The sequence below is a fragment of the Mycobacterium sp. OAS707 genome, assembly GCF_014873705.1.
Taxonomy (GTDB): Bacteria; Actinomycetota; Actinomycetes; order Mycobacteriales; family Mycobacteriaceae; genus Mycobacterium.
In genome coordinates this window covers 546141-561600 of the sequence record NZ_JADBDS010000005.1, presented here as the reverse complement: position 1 = coordinate 561600, position 15460 = coordinate 546141, and the positions used below count along the sequence as shown (strand labels likewise).

Annotated in this window: 13 protein-coding genes; 11 read left to right on the top strand and 2 right to left on the bottom strand. The window is 64.9% G+C overall.

The window, feature by feature from the left end; genetic code table 11:
- The first annotated feature begins 23 nt into the window (after positions 1–23).
- Positions 24–4091: a hypothetical protein gene (locus GGC64_RS31245; protein WP_192726434.1), complete on the top strand. Its 4068-nt coding sequence runs from the start codon at positions 24–26 to the stop codon at positions 4089–4091.
- Here GGC64_RS31245 and GGC64_RS31240 read toward each other — a convergent pair.
- Positions 4072–5160: a hypothetical protein gene (locus tag GGC64_RS31240; RefSeq protein WP_192726433.1), complete on the bottom strand. Its 1089-nt coding sequence runs from the start codon at positions 5158–5160 to the stop codon at positions 4072–4074. The genes GGC64_RS31245 and GGC64_RS31240 overlap by 20 nt on opposite strands.
- Before the next feature lie 26 nt (positions 5161–5186).
- The gene (locus GGC64_RS31235) at positions 5187–6053 is read right to left on the bottom strand and encodes a triacylglycerol lipase (protein ID WP_192726432.1); all 867 of its coding nucleotides are present in this window, start codon (positions 6051–6053) and stop codon (positions 5187–5189) included.
- Between the two features lie 607 nt (positions 6054–6660).
- Here GGC64_RS31235 and GGC64_RS31230 point away from each other — a divergent pair.
- The 10 genes from GGC64_RS31230 to GGC64_RS31185 all read left to right on the top strand — a co-directional run bounded on the left by GGC64_RS31230 (position 6661) and on the right by GGC64_RS31185 (position 15457).
- Complete coding sequence (locus GGC64_RS31230; RefSeq protein WP_192726431.1) at positions 6661–6867, top strand: CopG family transcriptional regulator; 207 nt, start codon at positions 6661–6663, stop codon at positions 6865–6867.
- Positions 6864–7247: a type II toxin-antitoxin system death-on-curing family toxin gene (locus tag GGC64_RS31225; RefSeq protein ID WP_192726430.1), complete on the top strand. Its 384-nt coding sequence runs from the start codon at positions 6864–6866 to the stop codon at positions 7245–7247. The genes GGC64_RS31230 and GGC64_RS31225 overlap by 4 nt, the downstream gene beginning before the upstream one ends.
- A 76-nt stretch (positions 7248–7323) precedes the next feature.
- Complete coding sequence (locus GGC64_RS31220) at positions 7324–7989, top strand: hypothetical protein (protein ID WP_192726429.1); 666 nt, start codon at positions 7324–7326, stop codon at positions 7987–7989.
- Positions 7990–8059: 70 nt separating this feature from the next.
- On the top strand, positions 8060–8359 hold the full coding sequence (locus GGC64_RS31215; RefSeq protein WP_192726428.1) for a hypothetical protein: 300 nt from the start codon (positions 8060–8062) through the stop codon (positions 8357–8359).
- Positions 8352–9332 (top strand): hypothetical protein, encoded by a 981-nt coding sequence (locus GGC64_RS31210; RefSeq protein ID WP_192726427.1) that lies wholly within the window; start codon positions 8352–8354, stop codon positions 9330–9332. Before GGC64_RS31215 ends, GGC64_RS31210 begins: the two co-directional genes overlap by 8 nt.
- Positions 9319–10272: a conjugal transfer protein gene (locus tag GGC64_RS31205; protein WP_225952658.1), complete on the top strand. Its 954-nt coding sequence runs from the start codon at positions 9319–9321 to the stop codon at positions 10270–10272. The genes GGC64_RS31210 and GGC64_RS31205 overlap by 14 nt, the downstream gene beginning before the upstream one ends.
- A gap of 13 nt (positions 10273–10285) precedes the next feature.
- Positions 10286–10564 carry a hypothetical protein gene (locus GGC64_RS31200; RefSeq protein WP_192726426.1) on the top strand — a complete coding sequence of 93 codons (279 nt, stop codon included), beginning with the start codon at positions 10286–10288 and terminating at the stop codon, positions 10562–10564.
- Entirely contained in the window at positions 10564–10920 is a 357-nt protein-coding gene (locus GGC64_RS31195; protein WP_192726425.1) for a hypothetical protein, read from the top strand. The genes GGC64_RS31200 and GGC64_RS31195 overlap by 1 nt, the downstream gene beginning before the upstream one ends.
- On the top strand, positions 10917–13511 hold the full coding sequence (locus GGC64_RS31190) for an ATP-binding protein (RefSeq protein ID WP_192726424.1): 2595 nt from the start codon (positions 10917–10919) through the stop codon (positions 13509–13511). Before GGC64_RS31195 ends, GGC64_RS31190 begins: the two co-directional genes overlap by 4 nt.
- Positions 13508–15457 (top strand): hypothetical protein, encoded by a 1950-nt coding sequence (locus GGC64_RS31185; RefSeq protein ID WP_192726423.1) that lies wholly within the window; start codon positions 13508–13510, stop codon positions 15455–15457. The genes GGC64_RS31190 and GGC64_RS31185 overlap by 4 nt, the downstream gene beginning before the upstream one ends.
- Positions 15458–15460: the final 3 nt, after the last annotated feature.

Below are 15460 nucleotides of genomic sequence, written 5' to 3'. Positions count from 1 at the left end.
CGCAGCAGCCATATATTCATCGCATGAGCGATACGGTCACGTTGCCGAATACTCTTCCCCTGTCGGAACAATCACATACCCTGCTCAACGTCGTCGATCGTCAGTCGGTCAGGCGACGCGAGCGCGATCGGCTCCTCGCGGCGTTGGAGATCGTGGCGAGCGAACAATGGTCTCGCGTCCAACTCGCCCTGGAATCCTACGAGTTGGAGTCACTGCGATGGGCCAGCAGCCACGCAAGCCCGTACGACCTCGGCCATGTACTGGAAATCGCCGAAACAGTTGCGCTGCTGTATGGCGGCGACCACATAGGAGTACCGGATATTGCGGTCGCCTTGGTCGCGTCGTCGCGATCTGCCCGGAAGGACGAGATCGTCGACTTGGTCAGCTCGGAATTTGGCCTCGGTGTCCTCCAGAACCGTGAGCAAATCATGAATCAGCACCTACTCCGCTTGGAGCAAGCGGAACGTCAAGGCCCGGTAACCCATCATGAGATAGACCGCGGATTCGAACGATTCGGATTACTAGCGGACAAGATCGCGGTGCGGACCGACGTGGTCGGTCGTGTGGCGCTCGCAGCACTGCTTAGTTATATGGCGTGGCGTTTCGGTCCCTGGTACGCGTGGGTGTTTGCCTTTCTGGCGCCGATGGCCACCACCGACACGCGGCGGCAATGGCAATTCACCGGTGTCGACACAATACCTCGGCTAGCCATTCCGAGCCCTTGGCCAATTCTCCCAGTGCTTTCAGTCCTCGCGACCCTCCTTGACCTCTGGCCCCAGGCCCAATTGATGGCCACCGCATTCTTCCTCCTGGGTTTCGTCGACTATTTCGGCGAAGACCTGCAGGCCAAGGCCATAAGGGCTTTCGGGCCCGCGATTTCGCGGCACGGACCGGACAAAGCCGTCATCGCTCGATCGGCACAGTATTACGACCGCTATGGTGTGCGCTTCCGATGGGTCGACTTTATCGTCCCCTTGTATGTCCTCGTGCCCTTGGGCACGGTGGTAATACCGCTCACGCCCGCGTGGCCAGTCATCGTCTTCGCGGTGATGTTCGCTGCTCGCCGGCTCACGATGCTGACAACCCTCACCATGATTGTGGCGTTCCTGATCTTTGGATGGCGCGTCGACCTCGCCATAGCGGTGCTGGCCCCCGCTGGGCTCGCGCTTGCCCTGACAGCCCTGCACCACCGTGTGCCGTCCAAGCCCGTACCAGTCCCTTGGGACTCCTTCTTGCGTTATACGCCCCGAACCCTGCTGCTCGCGATTCGTGCACGTCGGCTTGTCGGCCGAGAACGTCCTCAAGCAGCATTCGATTTGTTGGCCACCATGCCTCACCGGCGCCGAGACCCACTCGACTTTCTACGGGCATGGTGCCTGATCGAGATCGCCAGACCCGGTGAAGCGCGGCGGTTGGCACACAATTTTCAAGGGCGTCGCGAGTTCCAAGCATTCATCCAGTGCGCCGCGGCGATGCAGTTGGGACGAGTGCATGAAGCCGAACAACGACTGGCTGCCTATCGAGCAAACAACGGTTATCGATCCGCGCGTCTGCAGCCGGAGTGGCTGTTGCTAGGAATCAAAGACGAAATCCGAAGGGGCGCAACGATGGCGCTGCCAGGTGCGATCAGCCGGGCTGTACCTGAACGCATCGGTCCTGACCACTTGTTTCGCACGCTTCGGCTCTTTCGCTTGGCTGCACAATCCTGCGAAGCACTAAATCCCCCGTTAGCAGATCACTATGCCAGCTATGTGTTCCTGCTGACCAGAACCTACCGACTCGGGGGTAAGTCGCTGATGCTCAGCGGCCAGAGCGGTGACTTCGACTTGGCGGATCACCGCAGGCCGCTCGACCTGGAAGGCATGCGATGCATGGTGGAGATGTTCAAACACGAACTCGTCAACCCAATGTTTCGCGCTGGTGTTTCCCTCACTGAGTGCGTGAACAGGGCGACTACTACATGCGGATATCTCTTTTCGTTCGGTCAGCCTGTCGAGGGCGCGATGGCGTTCGACAGCGTCGCTGATCGGCTCGCCGGCCTACCAGAATTTCGGAGCACCGCGTTGGACTGTCGGGTGAATGCGCTGACCGCGTTGAACCAGGCGCGCCATGAATTGTTTGATCGCGAGGACCGGGAGTTCTGGTGGGCCACATTTTCGAATGTGTTGACCAAGGCCATGCGAGACGCGGCGGATGGCATGGACTGGCAGACGCTCGCAGAGCTCATCGAATCAGCCCGACTGCAACAAGATCCCGTGGTTACAGACACCAATGGCCGCGGCGAAGCCGCGCCGTATGTGAGGGTTAACGGGAGTTCCCGACTAGAGTGCAGCCTTTGGCAACGCTGGGCGGCACGACCGCAGACATACGAACTAGAAGATGCCGCTTCCCGCGTGCTGGGGCCAGGCACTTGGTGGTGGAGCACGTGGGATGCTGGAAATCACATGTACTGGGCCCTGGTGCGCCCAGGGAAGCCAGTTGTCGGTGGCGTCCGCTCCTCTTCCGGCGAAGAAGAACTTCTCGAAGAACTTCACCGCGCACTGCCTCTGCGCAGCAGCGACGAGACCGATGAAGCATACGTGGACCGGATGCTTGACAGTCCTCTTCTGTTTGGACCTCGGCTGCGGGAACGACAGCTTGCGCGCCGACTGGCTGACCTTCTGCCCGTCGAACTACGTGATGCGTTGACGAGTCCCAATGACGACGTGTCGTTGGCGATCGCGCCCGCTCCCAAATATGGCGTGATCCCTTGGGCGAGCGTCATCGTGGACCATCCAGGTGGTGAAACCAGATTGTGTGAGCGTGCACGAATTGCCGTCGCTCCGCCGGTCGCATTGCTGAGCAAGGTCACCACTCGCGGCATCAGATCCGATGTACCCCTACCTGTCGCATGTGCAGTGGTGAACCCGACCGGCGATCTCGATAATGCGGAGAAGATCTTGATCGTCCTTCCGTCGACCGCCCGTGTGCTGACGGCACGTGACAGACCAGACGCAGCGCTGCTGCTCGACGCGCTGCGGAGTGTCGATACCGAGTCGACCTTCGTCTATGTTGGCCACGTCGGCACGGTCGATGGTCATAGCGGCGCAGGCTTCTTGGTGGGTCATGTCAGCTCGGCCGCGGATGTCGACGGGTACCTCAGGGCCGAACAGATTCTTGCCGAGGGCGCGGTACTTCCCACGCAAGCACTCCTATTCGGTTGCGGATCGGCCGACCTGCAAAACGTGGTGAACGGGGAATGGACAACGTTGGGCCCCAGCATGTTATGGGCCGGCAGCACGAGAAGCGTTATGACTGTATTCCCGATCGTGGACACGTCCGAACTCGAGATATCGCTGATACGGGCGATCGAATCGGAACCATTGGATTGCGCGCTCCGCCGTGTGCAATTAACAGAATTAGGCCATTGGCGCAACGGCCGTCGCCGCGGTGCGCCGGCTCGTTGGGCCGGGCATACACTGATGGGTGTGTTCGCCGGGGATGGCCAACTGATCGCCCACAAGCCGAGATCGGCCTATGTAGCAACAGGTTTCGTAGAGTTCATCGACAATGCGGCAACGGTTGCCGCAAAACGCGGCAGCCGAACCGTCGCGATGTGGGACCTGTGGGTGCAGGCGATGCGATACGGATGGTACGACGAAGCTAAAAAATGGCGTCGCCTTATACTCATGGCCACCACCATCACCGTCGGCCTGGTAACGCTTGCTTCAGCGCGTGGGATGCCGCGATCCGGAATACCGACCCAGTCGGTTGGTATCGACACAGACGTCGAGCAATTGATCGCCACAGTGCAGAACATCGTTACACAAAATCACGACCGCGTTATCGAGCCCGAACATATCCTGGTCGCATTGCTGGGGACTTCTAGCTGCACTGCGCGATTAGCGCGGGCACTTACCGGTTGGGACACTCGGCAGATGGAGGTGGTTTCGACGATTCTGCGTGACCAATGGCAGGGCTGGAACGACACTGGCCAAGCTCAAGTGACAGCCCTCAGCACGCAGGCCGTCGCGTCGATCTATGCGAAGTTCGGTATCGCCGAGCCCCCGACGAAGTCTGACTGCTGGTACTTCACTGATCGCTCAGTGTGACCCCGATCGCTCGAGGCCGGCCTGCATTCGGCGTCGAGATCTGGAACTTCAGTTGGTCATCTCGATCCAGCCGGCCTCGTGCCTCAGCGACATAACCGCTTTCGAATTGCACCCGGAGATGTAAGTGCCCATGTGCTCCAGCGGAATTGATTCGTACGACCCAGAGACCTGACCTCAATGAAATCGACACATGGAAGGCGGGGTCGAGTGACTCGGCCTCATAGAGGTCAGTTTGCGGTGACGGGATAGAGCGAAAATCGAGTTGCCCTGCTTCAAGCGCTATCCACTCCGTGTCGAAGTCATCGAGCTTCTGCAGCTTCAACACATCGTCTACGCGGTGAGCGAACCGGTCGCGTGCGCTCTTCAGCGATGCAGCACGACTTCTAGATGACTGAGCGAGCGCAAGGAACGCCAGCTCCATCGGAATGGACTTCAGACGTTTCTCCACAGCATCTGCCGCCTCGCTGTTGCTTTCCTCGTCAATCCAAGTACTGCCCGTCAACCCCCATGAGTTGTCTAGTGCTTCATCCTGCCCATTCCCAACGGTATTGGGGAAGTCGAAGATGCTGGATGCCACGCGCTCCAGGATCGATTCGAGCTGCAAGAGGCGCCGCTGCCACTCCATGTCCGGAGCGCAGATTACCAACCGAATCGACTCATATGTCGACGGCGTAAGGTCGTCGCGCAGCGCGGCAAGAGCGTTCTGGAATTCGCCGGCGTCGGACACCGCATCCTGCAGTCGCAATTCGCGAACGTCACTTATCAGAATACCCATCCATCCGCTGGCGGTGAATTCGCCATTGCCAGAGAGCATCTCGAGTTCTCGGGCGAGATCGTAATATCCGAAACGCCCCCCGACCGCATACCAGCGCAGTTCGTCGGCGAGCTTCAATAACGCGATGGCCGCTCGCGATGATTCGATGGTTGGCAGCGGCTGTGTGGCGGTCGGTGCCGACTGTCTCAACTGTCCAAGACTGCTAGAGACCCACGCTGCCGCAAGTTCGAGGGCCTCTCCGGCGTAATCGGACAGTTCAGCGAGGACCGGCGCAATCTCGGTGACCTTAAGCACTTCGGTGTGGTACCCGGGTATATCCATCATTTTACCGTCCTGGCGCTTTCGCGTTGCTGAACGAAGTCCCAAGGGCGCTCGAATGCCCCGGCCACAGGCTTACAGACCGACATATGATTGGTGTTTTCGATGGTCTCATAGGGCGGATCCGTATCATATCGCTCGATAACCACGATTTCCTCGCGCTCAGCGAAGGCAATATGGGCCCTCAAGGCTTCAAAGCCGTCCAGCGGGGCCAGTGCTTCCGTCCGTTTTCTGGTTTCGTCGAGGATCCGGGACCCTGGCTGCAGTTCATTAAAACTGATCGAAGAGTGGAGGATGATTTCTGCGTAGTGCCAAAGGCCGCCGGCGGCCTTTACGGCGCCGAGCTTTCCAGAGGGTAAGAACCCAAACAGGGCCGGACTGAACAGTTTCGCTGGTCTGCTCATCAACACCGGAACGGTATCCGCGGCTTGCCCCGAGCTGTCCCATTCCTGTGCTGCGTCCAGCTGTGCGCGGCGTACCACCACACCGCCTTGCGAATGACCGACGAGGATTAGCTCCTCATAGTCGCTATCGACGTCTTCTCGAACGTTCTTCCCGTTGACCACCAGAGCGCGCCTGTATGGCGTTGGATAGAAATATGGGATTTGGGAACGCAAGCGATTAGCGGTGTTACCGATGCCTTCCCGTACCGAGTTGTATCCGAAGAACAAGAGGTCTGATTCCTGCCACCAACCCTTGTATCTACTGCCATCCGGAAAATTAAGCCAGGTTTTGACCGGTTTGCCGTTGAACCCGTGAACGAAGACGACCAGACGGCGAACTGACGGATTACGCGATACATATAGGGTCCAGCCCGCGGGTCCGTCTCGAAACGGCGAGTGCCCCTGCGTGATGGGCGTCTTAGTCAACTGCTGCTCCCCCCGACGAACCGGCTCCGTAGTTTCGAAACACATACCCGGCCACACAGCGTCGCGACCACGACCTCACCCTAAAACCGCCGCATGATTGACGGCAGCAAATCCATCAGCGCGGCCCCAACGATGGTGCAGCCCGGTTCGCGTACATAACGTGTCTGGTAGGCGCATGCCGAAGAGGCTGTTTGGAAGCGATCGTGTCGAGAAGCGCAATGACGACAGAAACTCCGTCGCCGAACGTCTAAGCATGAACGCGTCACGCTTGATGCGCTTCTGACATGGCGAGCGAGATCGCTCGGGTGAGCACGGACTCGTAAGTCCGATAGGAAGAAGGCCACTTCGGCGCATTCTCCGAGGACGTCCTCGATACTGCGTCCGGGCCTGCAATCGTCCTTCGTCGAGCGCGATCACCCTGTTCACCGTTGCTCATGCCGCCTGTCTGCTGAACCCAAACGTGCTGCGTCGGCCTAGTACGTACGGTCGATCAGCTTGGATTGGACGCGACTATGCCGATGCACCGCTATGGGTGATGACGCTAGCGACGACGTGCGGGGAGCGCGTCATCAGGCCGGGAATGGTATCACTTTGATATCATTCTCCTATGGGCATGACGCTGCGCACCAGTGATGAGCAGACAGAAGCGCTACGCCGCCAAGCTGCCGCCGAGGGTCGGTCGATGCAGGCCGTCGCCCTGTCGGCCATCGACGAGTACATTTCCCGGCGCACACACAAGGCCAAGGTCGCCGACGTACTTCAGCGTGTGGTGCGCGAGGAGGCTGGAGTTCTCGAGCGTCTCAAGGACGCGTGACCGTTTATCTCGAGCTCGACGACCTCTTGCTCGTCGCACTGTCGGCCATCGGTGAGGGTCTCGAGGTCAGGGATTACGGCTTGCTTGAGTCCGCTCTGGCGCGGCCGCGCGCGACGGTGTTGGGTCAGGACGCCTACTCCGATGTGCATCTGAAGGCCGCCGCGCTGCTGCACTCCCTCGCGCGCAACCACGCCTTGGTCGACGGCAACAAACGGCTGGCCTGGACGGCATGCCGGACATTCCTGGCTCTCAACGATCAGTGGATCAGCGCACCGGAAGATGACCGCTTTGACCTCGTGATCGCCGTGGCCGACGGCTCGCTACGTGAGCTTGACGAAATCGCCGAGCAGTTGCGCAATTGGAGCCACCAGGAACTCTGAATCCCGCATTGGCGACGGTAGTTGCGGCGCAAAAATAGCGCCCTGGCGCATGTTTGACGGCCCTTAGGCTCGATGCATGCAGCTGGCCCCTGACCGGTTCGACGAGGTGCGCCGCGAATGGATCGCCTATCACCAGGGCTGGTCGACCATTCAGCGGCGTCGCGCCGAGCAGTTGGGTCGCGTCGTCCGCAAGCGCCAGCGGATCCGCACCTCAGCGGTACCCGACCCGCACGACGACACCCTGATCGCTCCGCTGTGGCTGCGCGCGTCGAAATCTCCTGGCGCACAGCTGGAACTCTGCGCCGTCCTGCTTTCCGCGGTTGTCGCTCCGATCGGTTGGCCAGCCGGCTTCGTGGTCTACCAGGCGATCGTGCGGTTGATTCCCCAGACGCTGCGCGCCTTTCCGATTGCCGCGATGCTGTGGGTCGGTGCTGCGCTGGGCCTGGTCGGGCTGCTGCTCTACGCGTTGTGCTACGACCCCGCAGGCACATTGGGCCAGATCGCCGTGTTGCCGTGGCTGTGCCTGCAGGTGGCTACCGTGCCGGTGGTCGCAGGCATCTATGGGATCGCCAACGGCTGGTTGGCCGTTGCCGGCTCCGAACAGTGGTGGCCCCTGACTCCGGCCAAGCGCGCACTGACAGCTGCGGACGCCGCCGCCGTTCTCGGGGGTTACGACCTCACCGGCCCCGGCGTCATCGCCGCCTCGCCGCTCAACAAGCCGGGGGAGAGGACGCTGCCATGACGCATACGTCTTGTGTATCAATGCGATTCGGTGCGGTCGCGGTGTCAGACCGCAGGGTTAGGTTGCGGGCATGAGGATCGTCTTCGCGTTTCTGGTCATGGGCACGATCGCTTTCGCTGTAGCGCTGATCGCCGTGGCCGAAGCGCTCGTGGCGGCGCTGCCCTACCTCGCCGTCGCGTTGGTCGCGGTGCTGGTGCTGCGACTACTCGAGCGGAACCGCCGCACACCGCCGACACCGGTGCGTCCCGAGGCGCTGGCGCCACCGCCCGGATGGATCCTGGTGCCGGTGCAGATGGTGCCGATCGAGGCCCCGCGGCCGCCAGTCATCGACATCGACGTCCTCGACGAGAACGGCACCCGCCGTGAGTGAGCACACGCTCGCCACGCCCGAGGCCCAGGAGTGGGTGAATCAACTGTTCACCGAAACGCCGCTTCCGGTGCACGCGAGACCCGTTGGCCATGCCGGTGACGACGAACTGCCGGACGGCAACGACGAGTCACCGCCCAGCGAGCCGCCCGTCGAACTCGACGTCGAACCCGCCGCCGCGCCCGTGGACGCCGACGCCGGCGCCAAACGCGTCGGGCTGTGGCTGTGCGCGGGAGTTGTCGTGGTGGCGGTGGTGATGATCGTCGCATTCGCCGTGTTCGGCGGCGGCCCCGACCCTGAGCCCAGCCCGCAACACCGGGGAATCGCTGTGCCGCCGGGGTTTTCGGCTGACCCCACAACCAGCGCACAATCGGCGCCACTGGCGGAGGCCGCAGTGCCGTTCACCGCGGCCACAGCCGGCTGCGGGCCCGGTTCGACCTCGCCGCAAGCGCTCACCGACACCAGCACCGACTCGGCGTGGGTGTGCGCCCGAGGCAGCCAGGAAAGCTTCCTGGACGGCCAGGTGCTGCATGTGCGCTTCACCTGCGAGCAGTCCCGGCCCGAGTCCGCGTGCAGCTACATGCTCACCTCCATATCGGTCACACCCGGCTGGGTCGCCAAAACCGTCGGCGGCAAGGACCAGTGGCTGGCGCACCGGGTGGTGACGCGGCTGCAGTTCAACTTCTTCAACGGCAACCAGCTGGCCACCGATCCGTTCTTCGTCGACACCAACAGCGTGCACGGCCCGGTGACCGCCACCCTGCCCACCCGGGTGCTGGCGTCGCATGTCGACGTGCTCGTCCTGCACACCGGCCGCCCCCCGGCCGCCCCGCTACCGATGGCAACCGACGGCGAGAGCGCGACCGAGACCCCTGTTACGACCGAAACCTCCAGTGACGCCGCGGCGTTCACCGATCCGGTGGATGCGACGTTCGCGATGAGCCAACTGCAGTTCCTGGGTCATGCGCCCAACTGAACGGGCCATGTCGGCGACGTGGCGCCACCGTCTGGACACCGGCCGGCGCCGCGCCCGCACCGCCGGAGTGGTCGCTCTGGTGGTGTGCGCGGTGCTCGGCGCGTGCGCGGCGGCCAAGGTGTTTCTCAACGCCCCGCACCCCGACGACGCCGACGTGGCCGCGATCGCCACCAGGGTCGCCAACCAGCGTGCCGCCGCCGGCGAGTTCGCCGCGGATTTCGTGTGGGCGGTGCTGACGACGCCGAGCTCGAAAAGCGCTGCCCTGCAACGTTACGTCACCCTGCCTGACTCGGCGGCGCCCACGCAGGCGGCGCCCACCGGATCGCTGCCCGCGGCCGTCATCACCACACCCAAGGTGTGGTCGGTTGTCCCGGCCGGCTCGACCGGGGATGTCGGCGAATACGCCGTCACCATCGAGGTGCAGCAGCGGCCCTACGCCTCCGCGGAGGCGACACGCGCGTTTTACCGTGTGCCCGTGGCGATCTGGAACTATCAGCCGCGCGCCATGGACATGCCGACACCCATCAGCGACCCCGGCCCCGGTGCCGATGTGAAGATCGGTTACACCCATCCGCTGGATCCCGCTAGCCCGGTCTATGCGGTGGTCAGCGGGTTCCTCACCACCTACCTGACCGCCACCAGCGGGCTGGACCGCTACGTGATGGCCGACTCCTGGATCAAACCGGTCGGCGGCTACCACAGCGCGGTGCTCACCACCGCCGCAACCGCGGTCGCGATCCCCGACAACGCCCCCGCGGGGACCCGAATCCATGTGCGCGCCATCGTGTCTGCGCAAACGTCGCAGTTCGCGGTGTTGAACTTCAGCTTCCCGCTGACCGTCGAAAATAGCGGCGGGACCTGGATGATCGCCGACATAGACTTGATCCCACAGACCAGCGACGAGATCGCCGCCACACCGGTGGGCGCTCCGCACAGCTGAAAGGTGTTACTGGATGGGATATTTGGCTGACGGGTTGTTCACCTCGGGCACGTCGATCGCGTACATGATCGAAGGCCTGCTCGCCGCGGTCGCGCTGGTGGCCGGCACCATGACCACCCTGAGCAAGACGTCGAAAGAAGGTGCCGGCGCCGGGATGACCCACCAGTTCCTCGTCATCGGGCTGTCGGTCACCATCTTCCTTTCCGCGGGCATCGCCGCGCTGATCACCCACGAGTTCCAGAGCCACGGCGTGACCAACCACGTCAACGTTCCCAACCCCTGGGGACAGTGATGGTCGACGAGTCACCGGCCAAAGTCTGGTCCGACCAACGTGATCTGCCGATCTATCTTGGCGACGCCGGCGACGGGTTCCGGCTGCCGTTCAAGGAGCGCTGGCGCCTGCCAGACGCGTGCGCGGCGCTGATCGGCTTCATCGTCACCGGTGCCGCGGTCACGCTCAACCTCGACAGTGGGCGTGCGCTGCTGATCCTCGTCGTGGGTGTTGCCGTCACCGCTGCCGCGGTGTGGCTGCTGTCGAAGTTGCCCGCCTCGCGGCCGTCGATCCGCACCCGTGTGGCGTGGTTTCTCGCCGATCTTCGGCCCCGGGTGTTGTGCTCGCATCCGACGAATGACGCTGCCCGCCGATGAGTTCGGCCCGGTATGACTGCCCGCGCGCCGCGGTCGGCAACCTGCGGTTCACCGATACCGGTGTGTACGCCGACTACCTGTTATCGGGTCTGCCGTTCATCTTCATGGCCAAAGACGCCCAAGACCGGGTCGCCGATGTGCATGCCGAGCTGCTGCGGGCCCTGCCGTCGGGCGCCATGCTCAGCGGGCTGACCACCGACGTGTCCACCCGCAACATCGCCCGGCGGATGCTGTTCGCCCACCCCGACCTGCACCCCGCGCGGGTCGCCGCCGGCGCAGCGCTTCCCGCGCATACCCGCGACTGGGTCGCGCACTGCCGGACGTGGGAATCAGCGCTGGGCCGCAGGGGATCACGCCGCCGCATCTACTGGCTGAGCCTGCCCCTGGACTACGGCCTGAGCGGGGCCACCGCGACCGGAACCTGGCAGCGGCGGCTGACCTCGGTCGTTGGGCGGGACAAGGACAGCGCCGAGTCGCTGCACCGGTACCGCGAGCTCGCGGCGGGCATGGTTGGCGCGCTGCCGCCGCCGCTGTTCGCCAAACCGGCCAGCGCCGAACAGATCTGGTGGCACTGGAACTACACCGCCAGTCGCCACGTCTGGCGCCAGCCGCTGCCGACCACACCCTATGACCCCGACGCGCGGCTGCCGGCCTCGGCGTTCACCCCGGTGTGGACGGACCCCTCCGGCGCGGGCGCCCAGGGCCGGCGCTGGCGTGCCGCGCGCAGCGACGCCGAGGTTTTCCTGCGCACCTACCGCGATCCCGACGACGGCATCCCCGACTCGTATCAAGCGTTTCTGGGCATCGAGTCGTTTCCCGACACCGGCGTGCGCTGGCCGCAGTCGACGCTGTTCAAGGTGCTCGATGACCTGAGCACACCGAGCGCCACCGTGGACTGGACGATCCACGTGACCTTCGACTCCGCCGACGTGGCGGTGGCGACCGCGCACAACGTGATCCTCAACATCAAAGACCAGGCCCGACAGATCGGCCGCCACGCCCACAGCGACGACGAGCTGGTCCGAAAGCTGGCGTCCGGCAAGCAACTTGCCTCCGCGCTCAAACGCGGCGCCGAGCGCGGGGTGAACGCCGCCGTGCTGGTGGCCGCGGCGGCGCCAGATCCGCAGACCGTCGACACCGCGATCAGCGAGGTGATCCGGCGCTACCGCAGGCAGGGTTTGGATCTGCGGCGGCGCCGCGGCAGCCAGCAGACGTGGTGGCGCGCATTCAACCCCGGCACGGAAAGCTCTGCGGCGCTGCATGAGATCCGCAGTCCGACGACCACAGCGGCGTTCGGGAAGTTCGTTCCGCTGCTGGCCACCGGGCTGGGCAACAACACCGGTGTGCCGCTGGGCGAGACGATCACCAGCCCGGGCCTGCGCGAGGTCGTGCTGCTGGATCTGCTCAACGCGCCCGCCCGTGACAATCCGGGCAACCTGGTGATCGGCGGCTCGCCGGGACGCGGCAAGAGCCAGTGCGCGAAGAACTTGATCCTGTCGTGGCTGCGGATGGGTGCGGGGGTGCATCTCATCGACCCGACCGAGGCGCGCGAGCACGAACACGCGCTGAACATGTTCGACGACGAACGCAAGATCGTCATCGACGCCAGACGGCCGCGGTTCACCCTCGACGGGCTGCGCATCTTCCCGTTCGCGCAAGCCGCCGAACGCACGGTCGACCATCTGTTGCCGCAGATGGGCTTTTCCCCGGTCAGCCCGCAGGCCGCGCGGCTGAAGGGGCTGCTGGCCCCAGAGTCGCGGCACGCCAACGGAATCGGCACCACCAACGGACTGATCACCTTGCTGCGCGACCGCACACGCGCCGACCGCGTCGGCGTCGACGACGACCTGCTGGTGGCCCTGGAAGGGTTGCGCGCCGAACGGCTACTGGCGCCGATGTTCGACGACACCGCCCCGCCGCCGGATCTGTCACGGCAGCTGGTCATCTGGAACTTCGGCGGGCTGAAGCTGCCGACGGTCACCGAGGAATACCAGGCCCATCTGCACCACCAGAGCACCCCGAGCCAGCGCGCCGCCCAGGCGCTGTACGGGATGGCCGCCGAGTTGGCGCAGTCGATGTTCTTCTCCCGCGACACCGCACCCGATGTCTTCGTGGTGGAGGAGTGCGCGGCGTGGACGCATTCCCCGGGCGGGCAGCGCTGCGCCAACACCCTGATCCGCCAGGGCCGCAAGGCGTGGACACAGTTCGTCGGGATCAGCCAGGCGCCGCGCCACGACTTCGGTGTGCTGGAGGACCACTTCATCGAGCAACGAATCTGCTTGGGGTTCAAGGAATCCACGATCGCCGAGGACACTTTGCGCTGGTGTGGCCGCGATCTGGAGCGCCACCCCAAGCTGCTGGCCGACTACGTCACCAACACCAGCCCCGCCCAGGTCATGGCCTACGGCGACGACACCATCGATCACCGCCACGGCCGGGTGATTCCGGGCCGCGAAGGGGAGGCGTGGATGCTCGACGAGTTCGGCGGGTGGGGCAAAATCCGGCTGTTCTCTGCCCCGACACCGGAATTGGCGCAGCTCTACGACACCAACCCGTACCGCAGGCGGATGCGCACGGGGACCACACCGTGACGGTGCGCGCGGCGTACTGGCTGGCGCGGCACCCCCGCGTCCGATGCAACGTGTGGGTTTTCGTTGCACTGCAGGTGCTTTCGGCGATGGCGGTGTGCACGGCGCCGTCGGCCGGCGCGTCCACCAACGCCGTGGTGCTCAACTGGACGGGTCTGCACGATAGCTACGGGGTGCCCGTCGGCGACTACTACCTGTCGCTGGCCTCGGTGCGCGATCAGCTCATCGCCGGCGGGCCGCAGGGATCGGCGTGGGATCCTGCGACGTGGGGTGCGTGGATGGTGCACGGCTGGGACGTCCTGTTGACCAGCGTGGCCGCGGCCAGCATGCTGACCGCCGAGGCGGGCTTTTTCGTCGGGGTCATCACGTTGGCGCTGTGGGTGATGCGGGTGACGATCTCGACGTATTGGCTGACCGTGATCGGGGAGGTCGCCAGGGCGATCACCACCGCGGTCATCAATGTCACGACGCGGTGGGGGCTGATCGCGGTGGCGGTGCCGGTCGGGGTGTTCCTCGGGGTACTGGCCGTGCGGCGCGGTGAAGCGGGCCGGGGCGCGACGTTGATTCTGACCGCCCTGACCATGCCCGCGCTGGCGGTGACGGTGTTCTCCGATCCGGCCGGGATGATGTACGGGCCCGACGGGCTGCTGGCCTTCGGCCGGCGCATCGGGTTCTCCACCGCGCAGGCCGCCACCCACAACGGGCCGGTCAGCGGCGGCGGGTTCACCGGCCAGGTCGACACGCTGACGGCCAGCCTCATCACTCACGCGGTGCGGGAACCGTTGCAGGTCTTCAACTTCGGTCACGTCGTCGACCGCGTCGGCGGCTGCGGGGCGCACTGGTCGGCGGCGGTGCGCGCCGGAGCCTCCGACGGGCCGATCACCGCGATGGCCCGCTGCGGGGACGGCGCGGCGGTACGTTACGCACAGCACCTCGACGGCACCAACGTGTGGACCGGGCTGGTACTGGTGGCCGCCGCGCTGCTGTTCGGGTGGTTCATGGTGTCGGCGGGCGCCTCGGTGTTCATGGCGTCGCTGCGCGCGCTCTACACCACCGTCAAGCTGGTGCCCAGCCTGCTGGCCGGCGCGATCTCCGGCGCGCCGCAGCGCCACGCCCAGGCGGTGGTGTGGCAGTTCTTCAAGCACGGCCTCGAGGTGACGGTGTTCATCGTGTTCGTCAGCGTGATCGGGCTGGCGATCGAACGTCTCATCGCCGCGCCGCTGCCCGCCGAGCTCGGCGGCGCCAATCCGTTCGCCCACGTCGTGATGATGGGCGCGGCGTCGGTGGCGGCGCTGTATCTGCTGCGCCATATCCGGGCCGATCTGGCCGGGCGCCCGGCCGGGCCGGGCCTGCTGGTGCGCGGAGGCCAGCTCGTCGGCGGTCTGGCGATGAGTGCGGCGGTGGGCGGGGTGAGCTCAGCCGCCGTCGGTGGTGCCCGCGGTCTGCGCACCAAGCTGGGATCGGGCGGCAAGGCGCCGTGGGAGCTGGCCGATGAGATCGCGGACAAGACGCCGCAAGAGGTGCTGGGCGAACCGCTGGACGGTTTCGATCCGGTTGCCAGCGGCGCCGACACCGTGTCGACCGGGACCGGTGGCGACGACGGCGCTGCAGGCGCACCGGGTTGGGGCGCTGCGGGTTCGGGCGAAGGCGCGCCGGGTGTCGATCCGGTGGGAGGTGAGGGTCAGTCGGATGGGGGCACCGGTGCTCGTGAGGCGGCCCCGGCGTTTCCCGGCGAGGGGGGACTGGAGGGTGGAGTGCAGGGGTTCGGGGCTGCGGTCGGGCACAGCGAGGCGGTCGTGGTCGACCCCATCGCCGAGGGGGCGAGCACCGGTGTCGGCGAGGACATTCCACTGCCGCAGGAACCCCCCGCCGACGAGGAGCCGCCGCCACCACCGGGCGAGGCCGGCCCGGCGGCGACTACCGTCGATCCCATCACCGGCAGCAGCTAGCGA

Excerpts from the sequence above, each read along its gene's own strand:
- GGC64_RS31205 (WP_225952658.1), top strand. The coding sequence starts at position 9,319 with ATGCGCCCAACTGAACGGGCCATGTCGGCGACGTGGCGCCACCGTCTG.
- GGC64_RS31190 (WP_192726424.1), top strand. The coding sequence starts at position 10,917 with ATGAGTTCGGCCCGGTATGACTGCCCGCGCGCCGCGGTCGGCAACCTG.
- GGC64_RS31230 (WP_192726431.1), top strand. The coding sequence starts at position 6,661 with ATGGGCATGACGCTGCGCACCAGTGATGAGCAGACAGAAGCGCTACGC.
- GGC64_RS31220 (WP_192726429.1), top strand. The coding sequence starts at position 7,324 with ATGCAGCTGGCCCCTGACCGGTTCGACGAGGTGCGCCGCGAATGGATC.
- GGC64_RS31245 (WP_192726434.1), top strand. The coding sequence starts at position 24 with ATGAGCGATACGGTCACGTTGCCGAATACTCTTCCCCTGTCGGAACAA.
- GGC64_RS31215 (WP_192726428.1), top strand. The coding sequence starts at position 8,060 with ATGAGGATCGTCTTCGCGTTTCTGGTCATGGGCACGATCGCTTTCGCT.
- GGC64_RS31200 (WP_192726426.1), top strand. The coding sequence starts at position 10,286 with ATGGGATATTTGGCTGACGGGTTGTTCACCTCGGGCACGTCGATCGCG.
- GGC64_RS31195 (WP_192726425.1), top strand. The coding sequence starts at position 10,564 with ATGGTCGACGAGTCACCGGCCAAAGTCTGGTCCGACCAACGTGATCTG.